Origin of the sequence: Acinetobacter sp. NIPH1876 (genome assembly GCF_022808535.1) — a bacterium.
GTDB lineage: Bacteria > Pseudomonadota > Gammaproteobacteria > Pseudomonadales > Moraxellaceae > Acinetobacter > Acinetobacter higginsii.
Map to the genome: position 1 here is coordinate 178,665 of NZ_JALGBR010000004.1, position 17,070 is coordinate 195,734.

Here is a 17,070-nt window from a genome sequence, read left to right on the forward strand (position 1 = left end):
ACCAGTTGCTAAAATTGGCACACTTCTCGCTTAGAACTGTTTAGAAACTTATTTATATATTTAGGGTCTGAACGATGAATATTGCGATTGTAGGTGCAGGTATGGGCGGTTTGACTGCTGGTATCGCTTTAAAAAAATTTGGTCATCAGGTCACAATCTATGAACAAGCTGCCGAAATCTTACCTGTTGGGGCCGCTATTTCACTTTGGTCAAATGGGGTTAAGTGCCTCAACTATTTGGGCTTAACCGATCAAATTCAGGCGCTTGGTGGACAAATGGAATCTTTGGCTTATGTGGATGGACTGAGCCAACAAACCATGACCCAATTTAGCTTATCACCTTTATATAAAGAAGTCGGGCAACGTGCCTACCCTGTCGCCCGAGCAGATCTACAACAATTATTAATGCAGCAATTTGGTCTGGAAGATATCAGACTGGGCATGAAAATGACGGCGATTGAAAGCCATCAAGATGATGTCACCCTTCATTTTCATGATGGCTCACAAATTACAGCCGATTTACTGATTGGTGCAGATGGCACACATTCGCTCACCCGAAAATTTGTCCTCGGTTATCAGGTTGAACGTCGCTATGCAGGTTATGTGAATTGGAATGGTTTGGTTGATATTGATGAAGCCATTGCACCTGCCATGCAATGGACGACGTATATCGGTGAAGGTAAACGTGTCTCACTGATGCCTGTTGCCCAAAATCGTTTTTATTTTTTCTTTGATGTTCCGTTAGCGGCTGGGCTGGCCAATCAACGTGAACAATATAAGCAAGACCTCAAATCCCATTTCAGCGGCTGGTGTGAGCCTGTACAAAAACTGATTGGAGCTTTAGATGAGCAAAAAACCAATCGTGTCGAAATTCATGACATTGAACCGTTTATGGATTTTTATAAAGGACGTGTGGTGCTGCTCGGTGATGCAGCGCATAGCACCACCCCAGATATCGGACAAGGCGGCTGCCAAGCCATGGAAGATGCGATTTATCTTGCTCGTGCCTTGCAAATCAATACCTTTGGTTTAGAGGATGCATTGGCACGTTATCAAAATAAGCGCAATGATCGCACTAAGGAAATGGTGCTCCGAGCACGTAAGCGTTGCGATGTCACCCATATGAAAGATCCTCAAGTGACTGAAGAATGGTATCAATCGCTGTATCAAGAACAAGGTTCACATATCATGCAAGGCATCATCAGTAATATTATCGGCAATCCACTGGATTAAATCCTTAAAGGGGGCACTTATCAGCCCCCTCCTTTTGAGTTAAATCAACAACGATTTCTTAAGCCGCCAATAAGGCTTTTGCTGCGGCACGATGCTTCGTTTTCAGTTCCTCTAAATCAAGCCCCTGAATCTCGCCATGTTTGACTTGCCACTGACCTGCAACCATCACATGTTCTGCTTTATCTGCACCACACAAGAGTAAGGCTGCAATCGGGTCATGACTACCTGAGAATTTCAATTCATCGAGTTTATAACAGGCTAAATCGGCCTGATAATCAGGTGCAAATTGTCCTAAATGCTGTCCACGCCCTAATAGTTGCGCAGAACCATGGGTTCCCCAATGCAAGGCCAACTCAGGGGTAATCCTTTCGGCACCGTATTTTAAACGCTGTAAATACATGGCCTGACGAACTTCCAGAATTAAATTTGAAGCATCTCCAGAGGCAGAACCATCAACCCCCAAACCGACCTTGGCACCTGCCTGCATTAAATCAAGAGTTGGACAAATCCCTGAGGCGAGGCGCATATTGGAATGGGGACAATGACAAATCCCTACACCCGCCTGCCCTAAACGCTGAATTTCATCCGCATTAAAATGAATACCATGTGCCAACCAAGTCCGTTCATTCAGCCAACCCACGTGTTCTAAATAATCCACCGTACGCATACCAAACTTTTCCAGACAAAAGCTTTCCTCATCCAAGGTTTCGGCAAGGTGTGTATGCAATCGAACATCCAGTGTCTGGGCAAGTTGCGCGCTTTCTCGCATAATCTCCTGTGTGACCGAAAAGGGTGAGCATGGGGCCAAAGCAATATTGACCATGCCATTATCCCCCCGTTGATGATATTTCTGCACCAAGCGCTCACTGTCCCTTAAAATAACCTCCATGCTTTGCACAGTATGCTGTGGCGGTAAACCACCCTGTTCTTGTCCGAGACTCATCGAACCACGGGTTAACATCACCCGCATTCCCAATTGCTGCGCGGCATTAACTTGAATATCAATCGCATCGGTCAATTGTTGCGGGAATAAATAATGATGATCCGCAGCAAAGGTACAGCCCGATAACAACAACTCGGCCAAAGCCACTTGAGTCGCCACATGTAACTGTTCTGGATTTAGACGTGCCCATACCGGGTACAGATTAACCAACCATGGAAATAAAGGTAGATTAACCACAGGTGCCCAAGCCCGAGTCAAGGTTTGATAAAAATGATGATGGCTATTCACCAACCCAGGAATCACCACCAAATCTTTGGCATCGAATATGTCATCACATGGCAGACTCGGTTGCTGGTCCTTTGCCAAGACCTCGATGATTTTATTATTTTCAATTACCAAGCCATTACTCGCGTCGAGTTGATTCGCGGTATAAATTGCAAGTGGTTGTTTAATCCAGATTCTTGAACGGCTATTTAAGCTGGCCATCATGATTATTACCTCGTCCTTTAAAATTTGTAGCTCAGTGCAAAACGGTTTTGTAAGAAATTCTTGTCATAGCGTGGAGAAGTCTGAATCCCTGCAAAATTACTGACACTAAAACCTTTCAAAGCACCCTTGAAGTTATAAATGCCGAACAGCATGTATTCAGATTGGTTTCGACTGGCGAGATTTTCAGCCTCTTTTAAATCCATAAATGAATAACGTGCTCCTGCAATCACTTGATCTGTCAGTTTGCCCTCCAAAGACACCATCAAGGCATTGCCCGCACCTAAATCTTGGGTACTGGTAAAAAAAGGTTGTGCAAAAATTTCACCAGACGATGTCTGACTGGCATAAGGCATGAGTAACGCGCCATTTAAATAGCTGTTTTGATCGGGCTTAATATAGTTATAGGCCAGCTTCAAAGTGGCAGCGGGTAAAACTTTCAACGCAGCTTGGACACCCCAAACCTGACTATTGACCTCGCCTGCAAGTGCCTTGCCCTGATCCTTGCCAGACATATATTGCAGTGAAAACTCAGGAGCATAATTCAATTTTGGAAATGCCAGATCCGCTTGGGTATAGATCAAACGTAGATAATCATCATAATCCTGATACCACAGTTGTGTTTTCAGGGTCTTATCATCCGCTAGTGCAAAGCGTTTCCCAGCACCAATCGACCAAACTCCATCGGTTTGCAATTTTGAATTTTGACGTGAGCTTTTGGTGAACTCATCTTCCGCATAACTTTTATATTTATTTACTTTGGTCAGGCGCAGGAAATCATTGTTATTCCCGATCTGTACATCCGCAGCTTGATATAAGAACATCAATACACGGCGGTCCGCATAATCTCCCATAAACGGCAAATTGAGACGCTGATTCCCGACGGTCACCCGAGCCAAATCATTTTTCCACGTCAGATAGGCTTCTGCTAAACCATCACGATCTTCTTTTAATTCAGAGACTTCATCATTTTTGTTTTTTTCATCTAATCGGCGTTGAATATCATAGCCAATTCCTGCCTGCACTCCATAAAAAGGCGCTGTTTCATATTTGATATAGCCGCCAATCACCGTGGTATCTTGATTTAAATTATTCACAAAATAACCATTATTGAGTGAATAATAAGTAGACTTGACCACACCATGCACGCTACCACAGGCAAATACAGCGGAAATCGATTCAATTGAATTGTCCTGAGGCTGACAATCTTGTTGCAGATTAAATAAAGCATTTAAGCTGGTATCGGCAGCCCATGCAGGTAGTGTTGTCCCCATAGCGACTGCGAAAGCAACCGATGTTAAGTGAATTTTTTGCATAGATATCCCCTAGATCTTGGATCTAAAAATTGATTTAAAACGTTTAAAACCGACCTGCTGATGCTTTAAAAATCTTGCTTTGCACTTTTTTAAAGCCAAAACTCCCCCAGACCTATTCAAAATTGAATAAGTGACGTCTAACGATGTGCAGGTAAAAAGCAGGATTCAGTTTGAATATTCAATTCTGAATCCGTGATGATCAATGCCCTGAATTTAAGGGCAAGCTTGCCACTTCCACAGATTTTTTAGTGAATGGAAGATGATTGAAAATGATGTTGAGTAGAATTGCAGTAATACAGGTCGAACTGATCCCAGAGTGTAATAACATCTGCACAGAAACAGGGAATTGTGCATAAAACTCATGGTTTACAATCGGAATCATGCCAATCGCCAATGAGGTCGCGACAATAATCAGGTTCTTATGCTCGTTATAATCCACTTTTGCTAAAGTGCGAATTCCACTGGCTGCGACCGTTCCAAACAGGACAATCCCCGCTCCACCTAATACCGGCATCGGAATGGATGCGACTAAACGCCCCACAATCGGCAGTAAACCTAAAACAATCAGAATTCCCCCAGCAGTTGCCACTACGAATCGGCTCTTAATGCCAGTTATCGCCACCAGTCCAACATTCTGTGCAAATGCCGTTTGCATAAATGAACCAAAGATCGGTGAGATTGCACTCGATAACATATCTGCACGTAAGCCATCCCCAATCCGTTTAGAATCGACTTTGCTGCCCACGATTTCACCAATCGCAATAATATCTGCGGTGGTTTCCGTCATCACCACCAAGGTCACAATCACCATGGAAAGAATGGCAGAAAACTCAAAGACAGGAGAACCGAAGTGGAAAAAGCTCGGCAAAGCAAAGATAGAGCCTGAACCCACATTAGAAAAATCAGTGAATCCTGCAAAATAAGCCAGTATTGTTCCCAACACAATCGCAATCAAAATTGCAAGCCGACGCAAAATTTGGCTGCGTAACATACTAAAAATAATCACAATCGCTAAGGTCATTAATGCCAAACCGACATTGGCTGGATCCCCCCAGTTTTCAGCTTTAGGATTGCCGCCCATAATCCAGCGGATTGCCACAGGCGTCAGCGAAATACCGATCATGGTAATCACACAACCCGTCACCACTGGTGGGAAAAAACGGATGATTTTTGCAAAAAATGGGGTGAGCAACAGGCCAATAATCGACGCCACAATGACTGCACCAAACGCCGATGCCAAACCACCACCTGTGGTCACAATAGCAAGAATGGTGGCGACCCCTGCAAAAGATACACCCTGAACAATCGGCAATTTCGCCCCAAAATGCTTGAAACCAACGGTTTGCAAAACTGTGGCAATTCCCCCAACAAATAATGCAGCCGCTACCAACAATCCAATTTCCGAGGCTTGCAAACCTGCCGCAGCGCCAATAATTAACGGTGGTGCAATGATGCCGCCATACATGGTTAAGACATGCTGCAAACCATAAATGAGGTTTTTGTTCATGCCTAAATATTGATGTTCTGCTGATCCGTGAGCCTCACGGTCTAAGTTGTCTTGCTGCATGGGTTAATTCCTCAAATTAAATTCATAATGTCCACATTGCTTGAGTTGGTTTAGCTGCCACGATAGGTTGAATATGAAAACGGACTGATTAATAACGGCACGTGATAGTGCTGTTGAATATCAGCGACCTTAAAATCAATACACACACGTGGATAAAAACTTTCGGTATTCAAAGCTTGAAAATAATCGGCAACTTCAAAAATTAATTGGTAATTGCTCTGCACAAATACATCGATGTTGAATGTTTTAATACGACCATCGGTATCGGTAAGTTGCTGATCTAATAACACATAGCCTTGATCCACTTGCTGCAGTAATTTCACCAGAACCTTTGACGCAGGCTGACCCAGTGATGCATTTAAAATATGTGTGCTGATACCCGCCATTATTGAATCTCCTGATTTAAACGAAGCAGTGCAATTTCCCCTAATTGCTGCTTCACTTCGGCTTGCTCTTGTTCTGCTGTGTTTTTGAGTCTGCGTTGCAGCTCAGACAGTATCTGTTGCCCTGAACGACCTGCTGCACGAATCAGATAGATATGCCCAAATTTGTGCTCATAATCTAAATTGCCCTGATAAAGTGCCAGTTGCAGCACTGCATCGGTTTGGATCTGCCCTTGTTCTTGCTGAGAAAACTGCTGCTCTTTTTCAGACAACACCGCTGCCGCTTTTTTCTCGCCAATACGTGGATGTTGCGCCAAGGCCGTAGAAATTTCAGGCCATTGCCAGGTTTGGGCTTGTGCAAGCGCTGTTTTATAAAGCTGTTCTTTAGAGCTGTAAGGACGTTGCTGTAGCAATTCAGAAATCCAAGTGGGAATGTGCACACAGCCTTGCAAAACCCGTTGGGCCTCACCTGAATCTAGCTGATTGAATGTTTCGAGTTGCATCGCTGCTCCAATTTAACGCATTGTCTGACTGGTCAGACCAGATATCATAAATTAAGCAATGAATATGCCAACTATAAAAATTCACAGTAAAAGATTGCCGAGCTGATTTTTATTTTTTAAACTTAATTAATTATTTATATTTAAAAATCAATTTAAAATAAACCACCACTATTTAATTTAAAATAATTTGACTATAAAAATACTCTCTGTTATTTTTTAAAGGCTCAAACGATCTTATATATTTAAAGCACTTACATAATAATTTAAGATCAAATAAAAACCAAAAATCATGATTTATTTTAATAATCAAAAGAGAAAATAATATGTGTACCGAATTTATTTTACCTCAAGCAACAGGCTATCGTATTTCTGGGCGTACTATGGATTTTGCCGCCACATTTACTTGGCAACTGGCTGCAATCCCATTGGCAACGTCCTTAAAAGCAATTAATAGCTTAAGTCCGAATACATCAGCTTATCACTGGACTGCAAAATATGGTTTTATGGGGATTGGGATTAAGCTCCCTTTAAATCTGCTTGATACCAAACTATGTGATGCCATGAATACAGAAGGATTTTCGGCAGCCGCACTTTGGTTACCCCCTTCGCGTTATCCGAAAAAAGCCGACGCGCCACCAAATGCTAAACTCATTTCAGCTTTGGATATTTGTGGCTGGGCTGCGTCTAACTACAACTCAGTTGAAACCTTAAAAAAGGATTTATCTGCCATTCAACAAGGACTGCCGACCTCTCTGGGGGAAGTTTTATATTTTTGGGATCCGTTACAGTTTTCTGAGCACAGCGAGTTTAATCACACGGATGAGCTCAAAAATTTAATCCCGATTCATTTCCAGTTTCACGATAAAACGGGGGCAAGTCTGGTACTTGAATTTCGTGATGGACAATTGTCAATTACCGACAACACCGATATTGGTGTCATGACCAATACCCCATTTATTGAATGGCATCGTACCAATTTAGAAAATTATCTGGGCGTCACCAATGTTGAAACTGACAATCAAACCATCATTGGGCTCAATGTCAATAAAGCAGGCAATGGTGGTGGTTCGATTGGACTTTCTTCTTCCGCATTGCCTTCAGATCGATTCCTGCGTACAGCATTCACCCTGAATTATTCAATTCCTTGGCTAAACCAAACTCAACGCCCAAGTAATACTGCTGCGATTGCACATGTGATGAATGTGATTAAAGGCATTTATGTCACACGCGAACAATGTATTGATCAAAGCGGCAATATCAAAGGTGACTATACTCAATGGGAAATCGTTCGTGATCACAGCAATCAGGTTTTCTATATTTCAACAACGGCAAGCTTAGGGTTTTGGCAAGTAAACTTCTCAGACTATCAACTGGAACAAAATGCTCAACCACAATTTGCTGTGATTTCTGATGCTGTACAGATGCCTGTTTTAACTGCAGCAACTTAAAACTAAATCAATGAAAAACGGCAATCACTAAGATTGCCGTTTTGTTTATTTCAATTTCAGCTTAATTCAAGCTATATGCAATCACATAATCACCATGATCAGGCGACTGACGTGCACCACCCGCAGTAATCATGACATACTGTTTACCGCTTTTCGGAGACACATAGCTGATCGGTGTACCTTGGCTACCCACGGGTAAACGCGCTTTCCACAGCTCCTTACCAGAAGATGAATCTAATGCACGCAAGTAATAGTCTTGCGTCGCAGCAAAGAATACCAAACCACCTTGAGTTGCCATTGGTCCACCAATGGTTGGCATTCCAATTGGTGCTTTAAGCCCCATTTTGATGCCCATCGGGCCCGTATCTTGCACGGTTCCCATTGGAACCTGCCATGCAATTTGACGGGTTTTCATATCAATTGCGGTCATGGTGCCATAAGGTGGTTTTTGGCATGGGATATTGGCAATTTGCTGAACTTCATTCAATTGACTGCCATTCACCGCATCAGTCGAACTCGCATTTACATCACCTTTGGCCACGTTGGTGATCTTTTGATTACCTGCACTAATTCCGTTCTTGCTAATACTTGGGCTATTTGCGATTGCATTGCCACTACCATCCACAAAGCTAAGACCATTACTATTGATCAATGTTCCTGCTGCATTGACACTATTCACTGCCAAGTCTTTTGATAATTCAATCGCAAGCTTGCCTTGATCCACCTTCGTGGTGATATTGCTGTCTGCGCCAACCACATCCACCGTTTGTCCCAGTTTCTTCTGAACTGAATTACCATCTGCCGCAGTTAAACCAAAGCCACTGTCGGTTAAGCCTGTCTGGATTTGTTTTAATTGTTCTTCTGTTGCTGCACGACCTTGAGTCGCAAAGTCCGCACTACTGATATCTTTATTGCTTAGACCTTCAAGCGTGCCTTTACCTGCATCTAAAGTCAGCGTATTCGCTGTGTTCTTAACAACCACCTTACCTGCTTCGAGTTGCGTTTGAGTCGTTCCATTGTCAATAGTCACGCCCGTCTGACTCAGCACAGTTTTATTTGTTCCTGTACCTGCAGTGACCGTATCAATATTCAAATCCTTGCTTAAACTAAAATCAATGGTGGTGGTGCCTTTGCCATCATTCACCGCAGTTGATTTAAGATTAGTTTCGCCTGTGGCTAAGCCAATATCTACCGTATCTGTCGGCTTCACTTGTGTCGCAGCCAAATTACTGTCTGATTTTACATTCCAGCCCTTGTTGGCATTCTGTGCAACATCGCTGACTGACTTTAACTGTTCCTCGGTCGCGGCTTGTTTACTGTTATAAGTTGCGTTCGGGTCCCATGTAGTATTGGTCAAGCCATTGATTCGACCTGTGACACCATTCACCGTTACAGGGTTGCTGCCTGCGCCTGATCCAATCGTGACTTGATTGGCGAGACGGATATCCACATTATTGCCTTGGTTGCTGATCACAAGGTTACTGTCTGCATTGGAAATATCTACAGTACCGTCAGGTGCAACATTGCTCTTACTTGCAGCATTCTTATTGGTGGTGAGGTTCCAACCCTTATTGGCAATTTGCTGAACTTCATTCAATTGGCTGCCGTTCACCGCATCAGTCGAAGTGGCATTTACATCACCTTTGGCGACATTGGTGATCTTTTGATTGCCTGCACTAATTCCGTTCTTGCTAATACTTGGACTATTCGCGATCGCATTGCCACTAGCATCCACAAAACTGAGGCCATTACTATTGATCAATGTACCTGCTGCATTGACGCTATCGACTTTCACATCTTTGGCTAATTTAACCGTGAGCTTGTTATTTCCATCAGCCACAACACCAATATTGTTATCTGTTAATTTGCTCGCATCTGTTACACCACCAACGACATTTAGCGTTTCTCCAAGTTTACGCTGTACATTGGCACCGCTATCTGCTTGAAAGGTTAGTGGTGTATTGGCTAAATCTTCAATTGCAGTATTGGTTTGATGCAATTGACTACCATTAATCGCATCCGTACTGGTTGAGCTGATTCGACCTGCTGCGACATTGACGATGATACGTTCATTCCCTGCACTAGACCAATCGCAATTGCATCTTTCGCCTCAACTTTGCTGTTTTTACCCACTGCAATGGTATTTTCCTCAGTCGCTCGAGCCGTATTCCCTAGAGCAATTGCACTTTGAATTTGAGCAAAACTATCTGTACCAATGGCAATCGTATTTGAATTGAGATTGTTATCAATTTCATCTTTGGTCGGATTGGCTTTCCCTGAAATAGAGTTATTTCCCAGTGCAATTGCATTGGTTGCATAACTTGTTGCTTGTGTCCCTGTTGCAATTGAGTCACGAGCATTGGCATTGGCTTGTTTACCTGTCGCCAACGCATTGGTTCCAGATGCCGATGCTTGCGTACCTAAAGCCAGTGCATCTGTGCTTGAGGAACGACTGCTGACCCCAACGGCAAGCGCCCGATCGGCACTCGCTCGAGCATCATAACCTTGCGCTATACTTTCCTCTCCTCGTGCAATCGTTTCTTTACCAATCGCAATCCCTTTACTGTTAGTCACCAGTGCATTTGTCCCAATTGCCACTGCATCATTGACTTTATCATTGCTGGTTTGTGGCTCTGATTTCGCATCTTTACCAATGACAATACTATTTTCACCCCGGCTGATCGCATGCTGACCAATCGCAACACCTGCTGCATCATATGCAATCGTTCCTGTTGAACCAATCGTGGTCGCATTATCACCAAGGGCATAGACCTGCGAACCTATTGCCGTACTATTTTTATTCTGGGCAATGGCTTCAGGCCCAATTGCAACCGCATCTACCCCAGAAGCACCTTCATTATTTTTGTTTCCAATCGTCTCAGATTTAACACTGATATATTTGACCCGACTCGCTTCAACGGCTTCTTGCATTTGAGCTAGATTCACCGCATCTGTACCCACTTTACCTGGTGCCAAACCACTAATAACCGTATTAGGTCTTAGATTAATTTGTTTAGAGGTTGCATCTGTATAAGTCACTGCATTATCAATACTTGGCAGCACAGCACCACTTGAGATCGCACCTAAAGCATCGACCACTGTATTGTATTTATATTCCTTGCCATTATTATCTTTTAAGGTAATTTGCGAATAATTACCGTTGTTGTCTACACTAACATCGCCACCAATTAAGTTACCTACTTTCTCTTGAGCAATTTTTAATTGTCTGACATTAACAGCATCATAACCATCTGCACCATCATCCACATGAGCAATTCTTCTGTTAAATGCAGCCACACCTCCTGAACCATCCGAACCAACTGAGACCACGCCTTGATTACTGGTTTTAGATGAGGTCAGATAACCTGTTTGTGTTTCGGCTAACTCTTTTGAAGCAACAGAATTAGAACCCAAAGCAATACTATTATCTTTAGACCACGCATTTGTTCCAATTACAACGCCATTATCTGCATTTTTCTTGGTCCCTGTACCCGAGCCGTCATCAATCCCTTCTACTTTTGAATTGGACCCAATCGCAACCGCACCTTGATTGTCTGCACTTGCTAAATAACCAACAGCAACAGCCGCTTGACCTGAAATTGAACGTCCACCAATCGCTGTGGTATGGTCAGTTTCTTTGGCATTTTGATTGGATAAATAACCAATACTGACATTTTCCTCGCCCGCGGAAGCCTGACCCGATTTCGAACCAATCGCAATGTTATAATTTCCCGATGTACCATTGGATGCTTCTAAACCAATGGCGATATTTTCATTGCCTTTGATGTTTTGTCCTGCATTGGTACCAATTGCAATATGGTTTTGATTGCTATTTCCTGCATTATTGACCGTACCTACGCCTGCATTTGCACCTAAAGAAATGGCGCTGGTACTATTCGCCTGAGCACCTGAACCCAGTGCAGTAGAATTTGCTCCACTCGCAATTGCACTATCTCCCAAGGCTATTGCTGAGCCAGATGCTGCTTTCGCCCCTTGACCAATAGCGGTAGCATTCGATGCAGAAGCTTCTGCACCAGCCCCTAACGCAGTCGCATTCTCAGCACTTGAAATTGAGTTAGAACCTATAGAAACGGCATTTTTGGTGCTGGTACCACTAATCTTTGCAGCATCACCAATCGCAATCGAACTGGTAATTTCCATCGTATCCGTCGTCGCTGCCTGCCCAATCACGGTATTTTTATTGCCTAGTGCTTTAGTGTCTTTACCAATCGCAATTGACTCAATTCCATCGGTAGCAGGTGTACCCGCAACGGTTGCTGTTCCGACAATGGCATTATTACCAATCGCCACCGCATCTTTAGCTGCTATATTGGTCACAGCCTTTGGCCCTACCGCCACTGAGTCGGTACCATCAGCAACAGAATCATCTAAAACTGAAGTTGCATGGAAATATTTAGCGCGTTCAATTCCTGCATTTAACAAGTCTTGTTCAACTTTATACAGTTGATCACCAGTCACAACTTCCTTAGATCCAGAACCTACAGTAGCATTTTTAGTCACTGTAATTTGGCCATTATCGATCACAACCCCATCGACTGTAACTTTGTCAAAACTAACCTCTGGCTTTGTCGCAACAGTCAGATTATTTCCTGATCGGGTAATCGCAATATTTGCGCCATCTGAAAACTGAACTGTATCAGAAGACTTTACTGATGTTGCAGCATCACCATTTGCTTGAATTTTCCAGGTTTGATTCGATATTCCCCCAACCGATGACTGTAAATTTGCAATATCTCCTTCATTCACCGTGACTCGATTAGTTAGTGAGGAAATATCACCTGTGTTTTTAGATACACTCGAGTTTATTGTCGAAATATCACCTGTATTTTTCGAAACACTAGAATTTAATGATGAAATATCTGAGCTATTTTGATTGACTTTATTATCAACAGTTTTCAATTGCCCAAAAGTTGCAGCATCATCATTATTCGCCCCATCACTCAATCCAGAGATTTTATTGCTTGTACTATCAACCACCACCGTCCCCACGGTAACATTCTTAAAAGCAACATTATCCGATGTAGAAATTGTGTGCTTTATATTCAACGGATCACTATTATCTGTAACGACTTGTATATTATTTCCCTGAATTACCTCATCTGCATAACTTGCGCCTATCCCTACACTAAAATTAACCAGTATGACAGCAGCTAAAACCTTAATTGTCTTTGATTTTACTCTGGATTTAGCCAGCTCAGATACCGCTACCCAAACACCAGTTGAAGCATTCCACACCAGCTTATAGACTTTATTCATGATTATTTCACCTTATCGTTTATGTATGTTTTTAAAGTGTTTATTTTGAATAAAATATAAACAGAAACTTATTCAACCCTTGGTAACTTAGAGTAACTCTTTATTTATACTTTGTTTTTTAAATGTAATTTACAAAAATACAACTTACTTTAATATTATTTTAAATCTAATTAATGATTACAGTTTAAAACAACATTTTTCATTAAAAATCATAATATTAAATATTTATTATAAAAAATTAATTATTATTTAAAATTTATTAAAAAAACATAAAACACTAGTAAATACTTAGATTCCAATTTGTTTATTTGTGTAACTTTATTTTTATCTTTAGTTAAAATATATTTTTATATAACAACACTTTGAAAAAAAAATTAGCCTTTATAACAACTTAGACTTTAAAAATATAAAAATACAATAAAATCAATAGATTTGCACAGAATCGCTCTGAGGCGTATTTTAAAAAAACATGAAAAATAAATAAATTTCAAACCTAAAGATAGATCGAATAAGAAAAGTGAGATCGAAAAATGATTGAATGGTTACAAGGCGAATTAAAACATAGCCCAGAAATACTATTGTTCTTATCCTTAGCAATAGGTTTCTGGATCGGTCAGTTTCAATTCGGAAAATTTCAGTTCGGTGGTGTAGCAGGTTCCCTACTTGTTGCAGTCGTACTCAGTCTCATCGGTGTTCCCGTCGATAATGGGGTCAAAGCCATTCTATTTGCATTATTTATTTATGCAGTTGGTTTTGAAAGTGGCCCACAGTTCTTCAAATCATTGGGTCCACAATCGATAAAAGAAATCCTATTAGCAGTCTTCATGGCAGTCAGCGGCTTAATCACAGTCTTGGTCATGGCAAAGTTATTCCATTTAGACAAAGGTTTAGCCGCAGGACTCGCTGCTGGTGGAATGACCCAATCTGCAATTATTGGGACTGCAGGTGATGCGATTTCACGACTCGACCTGCCCTTGGCTGAGATTCAAAAACTACAGGCCAATGTCGCAATCGGATATGCGGTGACTTATATTTTTGGTTCATTGGGTGCCATCATTGTCTGTGTCAATATTCTGCCTAAATTTATGGGCAAAGAAATTCACGATGATGCTTTGAAAGCACAATCCGAACGTCTGAAAGGTGCTTTTGAATTAGCACCAGGTCAAGAGCTTGCAATGCCTGAAATTGTCGGACGTATTTATAAAGTCAAACAAGCCAATGGACAAACTGTTGCAGAACTTGAATCCATACAAAGTAGCATTACCATCGAGCGCTTAAAGCGTAAAGATCAATTGATTGATGTGGCACCAGAACTAACTTTACAAACAGATGATGTGATATTGCTGGTCGGCCGTCGTGCCAGTGTTGTTGCTATTTCAGACCAAATTGGTACTGAACTACAGTCTTCACAAGGTATGGAAATGATTATGGATACGACCGATGTCATCCTAAGAAATTCCAAGTATATCAATCGCAGTCTCGGTGATATTAAAAGTAATACCCCATCCTATTTAAAGCATGGGATTTACGTGCTGGCGATTAAACGTAACGATGAAACGCAGAGCTTGAGTGATGACACCGTTTTACATCAAGGGGATGTTATTACCGTGTATGGAACTAAAAGTGATCTTGATCGTTTAGTCAAAGAAGCAGGTACAGCACTGCCAGAAAGCTTAAAAACCGACTGGATTTTCCACGGCGCAGGCTTGGTCGTTGGTTTATTGATTGGTTTGTTTGTAGTCCGTATTGGTGATGTCCCTCTAACACTTGGTGCAGGTGGTGGTGCGTTACTGTCAGGTCTTCTGTTTGGTTGGTTGCGCAGCCGCAATCAAGTCCATGGCAACATGCCTTTAGCTGCATCGCAGCTCCTGAAAGATCTGGGTCTTGCAGGATTCGTGGCTGCGGTTGGCTTGCAATCTGGTTTACAAGCCATCCAAACCATTAAAGACAGTGGTCTGTCCTTATTTATGATCGGTGTGGTGGTCACATTAGTTCCTCTGATTCTTTCCATGCTTTTTGCACGTTATGTGCTGCGTTATGACAACGTTGCCGTTATGGCAGGCGCCTTGTCTGGTTCTCGTAGTGCCAACCCTGCCTTTGGTGCAATTTTAGATAAAGCTGGAAACTCAATTCCGACCGTGCCTTTTGCAATTACCTATGCCTTGGCAAACGTATTCTTAACTCTGCTTGGCCCACTGATTGTTGGCCTTGCTTAAATCCATATTCAAAATTTTATTGCCGTCACTATAATTAAGGAGACTTCCCATGGGGAACGTTGATTACTCAAAATACTCAAAACTTAGCCCATTCGAACTAAAAGACAATTTAATTGAGCTTGCCCAAAGCAAAACAGACAGGATGATGCTGAATGCAGGCCGCGGAAATCCAAACTTTTTAGCCACGATTCCGCGTCGGGCATTCTTCCAATTGGGGCTATTTTCAACAACGGAATCAGAGTTTTCGTTCTCTTATATGCCAGAAGGCTTAGGCGGCTTCCCTCGCCCAGTTGGTCTGCAATCTCGCTTCGATAACTTCATTATGCACAATCGGGATAAACCCGGTGTAGTATTTTTAGGCAAAGCCATTTCCTATGTCCGAGATCAGCTCGGTTTAGATCCAGATGCTTTTTTACTGGAAATGGTTGAGGGAATTTTAGGTTGTAACTACCCTGTCCCTGACCGCATGCTACGTATCAGTGAATCGATTATCAAAGAATATATCCTACGTGAAATGGGCGTCCAAGGCATGCCGAAAGAAGGCTTAGACTTGTTTGCGGTCGAAGGTGGAACCGCAGCAATGGCCTATATTTTTAACTCCTTAAAAGAGAATAAAATTATTGCCAATGGCGATCGTATCGCGATTGGTGCACCTATTTTCACACCATATTTGGAAATTCCAAAACTGAATGACTATCAACTTGAAGAAGTCCTGATCGAGGCCGATCCAAAACTCGGATGGCAATACCCTGAATCTGAATTGCGGAAACTGGAAGACCCATCGATTAAAGCCTTCTTTCTGGTGAATCCAAGTAACCCGCCCTCAGTAAAACTCAGCGATGAAGGTTTGGCGATATTGGCTGATATCGTGAAAAAACGACCTGACCTGATTATTTTAACCGATGATGTGTACGGTACATTTGCAGACAATTTCAAATCACTGTTTGCGATCTGCCCAGACAATACCATCTTGGTGTATTCATTCTCGAAATATTTTGGAGCAACTGGATGGAGACTCGGGGTAATCGCTCTCTCCAACAATAATATTCTGGATCAAAAACTGGCTGCGCTGTCGAAAAAAGACAAGAAGGAACTGGAAGAACGCTATTCTTCTTTAACCACTGATCCAGCCAAGATCAAATTTATTGATCGTCTGGTCGCAGATAGTCGCAATGTAGCACTGAACCACACCGCAGGTCTTTCTACACCTCAACAAGTGCAAATGGTACTGTTTGCCCTATTCAATATGATGGATTCGCAACAGAACTATAAGAAGGCGGTTAAATCTGTAGTGCGCGAACGTGATGCTGCGCTGTATCGACAATTAGGAGTTGAAGTTCCAGCCGATCCAAACTCAGTCGATTACTATACCTTGGTCAACTTGGAAAATACCTCTCGAACACTGTATGGAGACGAGTTTGCAGATTGGGTCATGAAGAATAAGAACCCAACCGAATTATTATTCCGCGTTGCTGATGAAACAGGTGTGGTACTGTTACCAGGTTCAGGCTTTGGGGTACAGCACCCTTCTGCCCGTGCGTCATTGGCCAACCTGAATGAATACCAATATGCTGCCATTGGGGATTCCTTAAGACGCTTTGCCGAAGAATCTTATCAAGAATACTTAAAAACCAAGAAAGGCAAAAAATAAATCTGAATCAATGTTCCTGATCAATAAAAAAGCAGCTTAGGCTGCTTT

General features: G+C 42.3%; 10 protein-coding genes and 1 pseudogene. 4 read left to right on the forward strand and 7 right to left on the reverse strand.

The features are described from left to right. The first annotated feature begins 74 nt into the window (after positions 1-74). Entirely contained in the window at positions 75-1,232 is a 1,158-nt protein-coding gene (hpxO, locus tag MN869_RS06065; RefSeq protein WP_033134695.1) for an FAD-dependent urate hydroxylase HpxO, read from the forward strand. Positions 1,233-1,290: 58 nt separating this feature from the next. Here hpxO and MN869_RS06070 read toward each other — a convergent pair whose 3' ends face one another. The 5 genes from MN869_RS06070 to uraD form a co-directional block, all read right to left on the reverse strand. Beyond that, the gene (locus MN869_RS06070) at positions 1,291-2,664 is read right to left on the reverse strand and encodes an 8-oxoguanine deaminase (protein WP_033134694.1); all 1,374 of its coding nucleotides are present in this window, start codon (positions 2,662-2,664) and stop codon (positions 1,291-1,293) included. Between the two features lie 17 nt (positions 2,665-2,681). Continuing rightward, the gene (locus MN869_RS06075) at positions 2,682-3,977 is read right to left on the reverse strand and encodes an OprD family outer membrane porin (RefSeq protein WP_033134693.1); all 1,296 of its coding nucleotides are present in this window, start codon (positions 3,975-3,977) and stop codon (positions 2,682-2,684) included. Positions 3,978-4,176: 199 nt separating this feature from the next. Next, entirely contained in the window at positions 4,177-5,544 is a 1,368-nt protein-coding gene (locus MN869_RS06080) for a nucleobase:cation symporter-2 family protein (RefSeq protein ID WP_004654259.1), read from the reverse strand. Between the two features lie 50 nt (positions 5,545-5,594). Next, positions 5,595-5,930: a hydroxyisourate hydrolase gene (uraH, locus tag MN869_RS06085; RefSeq protein WP_033134692.1), complete on the reverse strand. Its 336-nt coding sequence runs from the start codon at positions 5,928-5,930 to the stop codon at positions 5,595-5,597. Continuing rightward, positions 5,930-6,430, reverse strand: a complete 501-nt coding sequence (gene uraD / locus MN869_RS06090; RefSeq protein WP_033134691.1) for a 2-oxo-4-hydroxy-4-carboxy-5-ureidoimidazoline decarboxylase — start codon at positions 6,428-6,430, stop codon at positions 5,930-5,932. Before uraD ends, uraH begins: the two co-directional genes overlap by 1 nt. A gap of 323 nt (positions 6,431-6,753) precedes the next feature. On the opposite strand from uraD, the gene MN869_RS06095 reads away from it, so the two are divergent. After that, positions 6,754-7,878: a linear amide C-N hydrolase gene (locus MN869_RS06095; protein ID WP_243306991.1), complete on the forward strand. Its 1,125-nt coding sequence runs from the start codon at positions 6,754-6,756 to the stop codon at positions 7,876-7,878. A gap of 61 nt (positions 7,879-7,939) precedes the next feature. On the opposite strand, the pseudogene MN869_RS06100 reads toward MN869_RS06095, so the two are convergent. Next, a pseudogene (locus MN869_RS06100) lies at positions 7,940-9,529 on the reverse strand (hypothetical protein); the annotation flags it as partial. A gap of 314 nt (positions 9,530-9,843) precedes the next feature. Continuing rightward, positions 9,844-13,155, reverse strand: coding sequence for an ESPR-type extended signal peptide-containing protein (locus tag MN869_RS06105; RefSeq protein WP_243306992.1), 3,312 nt, complete (start codon positions 13,153-13,155; stop codon positions 9,844-9,846). A 530-nt stretch (positions 13,156-13,685) separates the two neighbouring features. Here MN869_RS06105 and aspT point away from each other — a divergent pair. Together aspT and MN869_RS06115 are read left to right on the forward strand one after the other, a co-directional pair. Continuing rightward, positions 13,686-15,371: an aspartate-alanine antiporter gene (aspT, locus tag MN869_RS06110; protein ID WP_241345123.1), complete on the forward strand. Its 1,686-nt coding sequence runs from the start codon at positions 13,686-13,688 to the stop codon at positions 15,369-15,371. Positions 15,372-15,420: 49 nt separating this feature from the next. After that, on the forward strand, positions 15,421-17,022 hold the full coding sequence (locus MN869_RS06115; RefSeq protein WP_004806113.1) for a bifunctional aspartate transaminase/aspartate 4-decarboxylase: 1,602 nt from the start codon (positions 15,421-15,423) through the stop codon (positions 17,020-17,022). Positions 17,023-17,070: the final 48 nt, after the last annotated feature.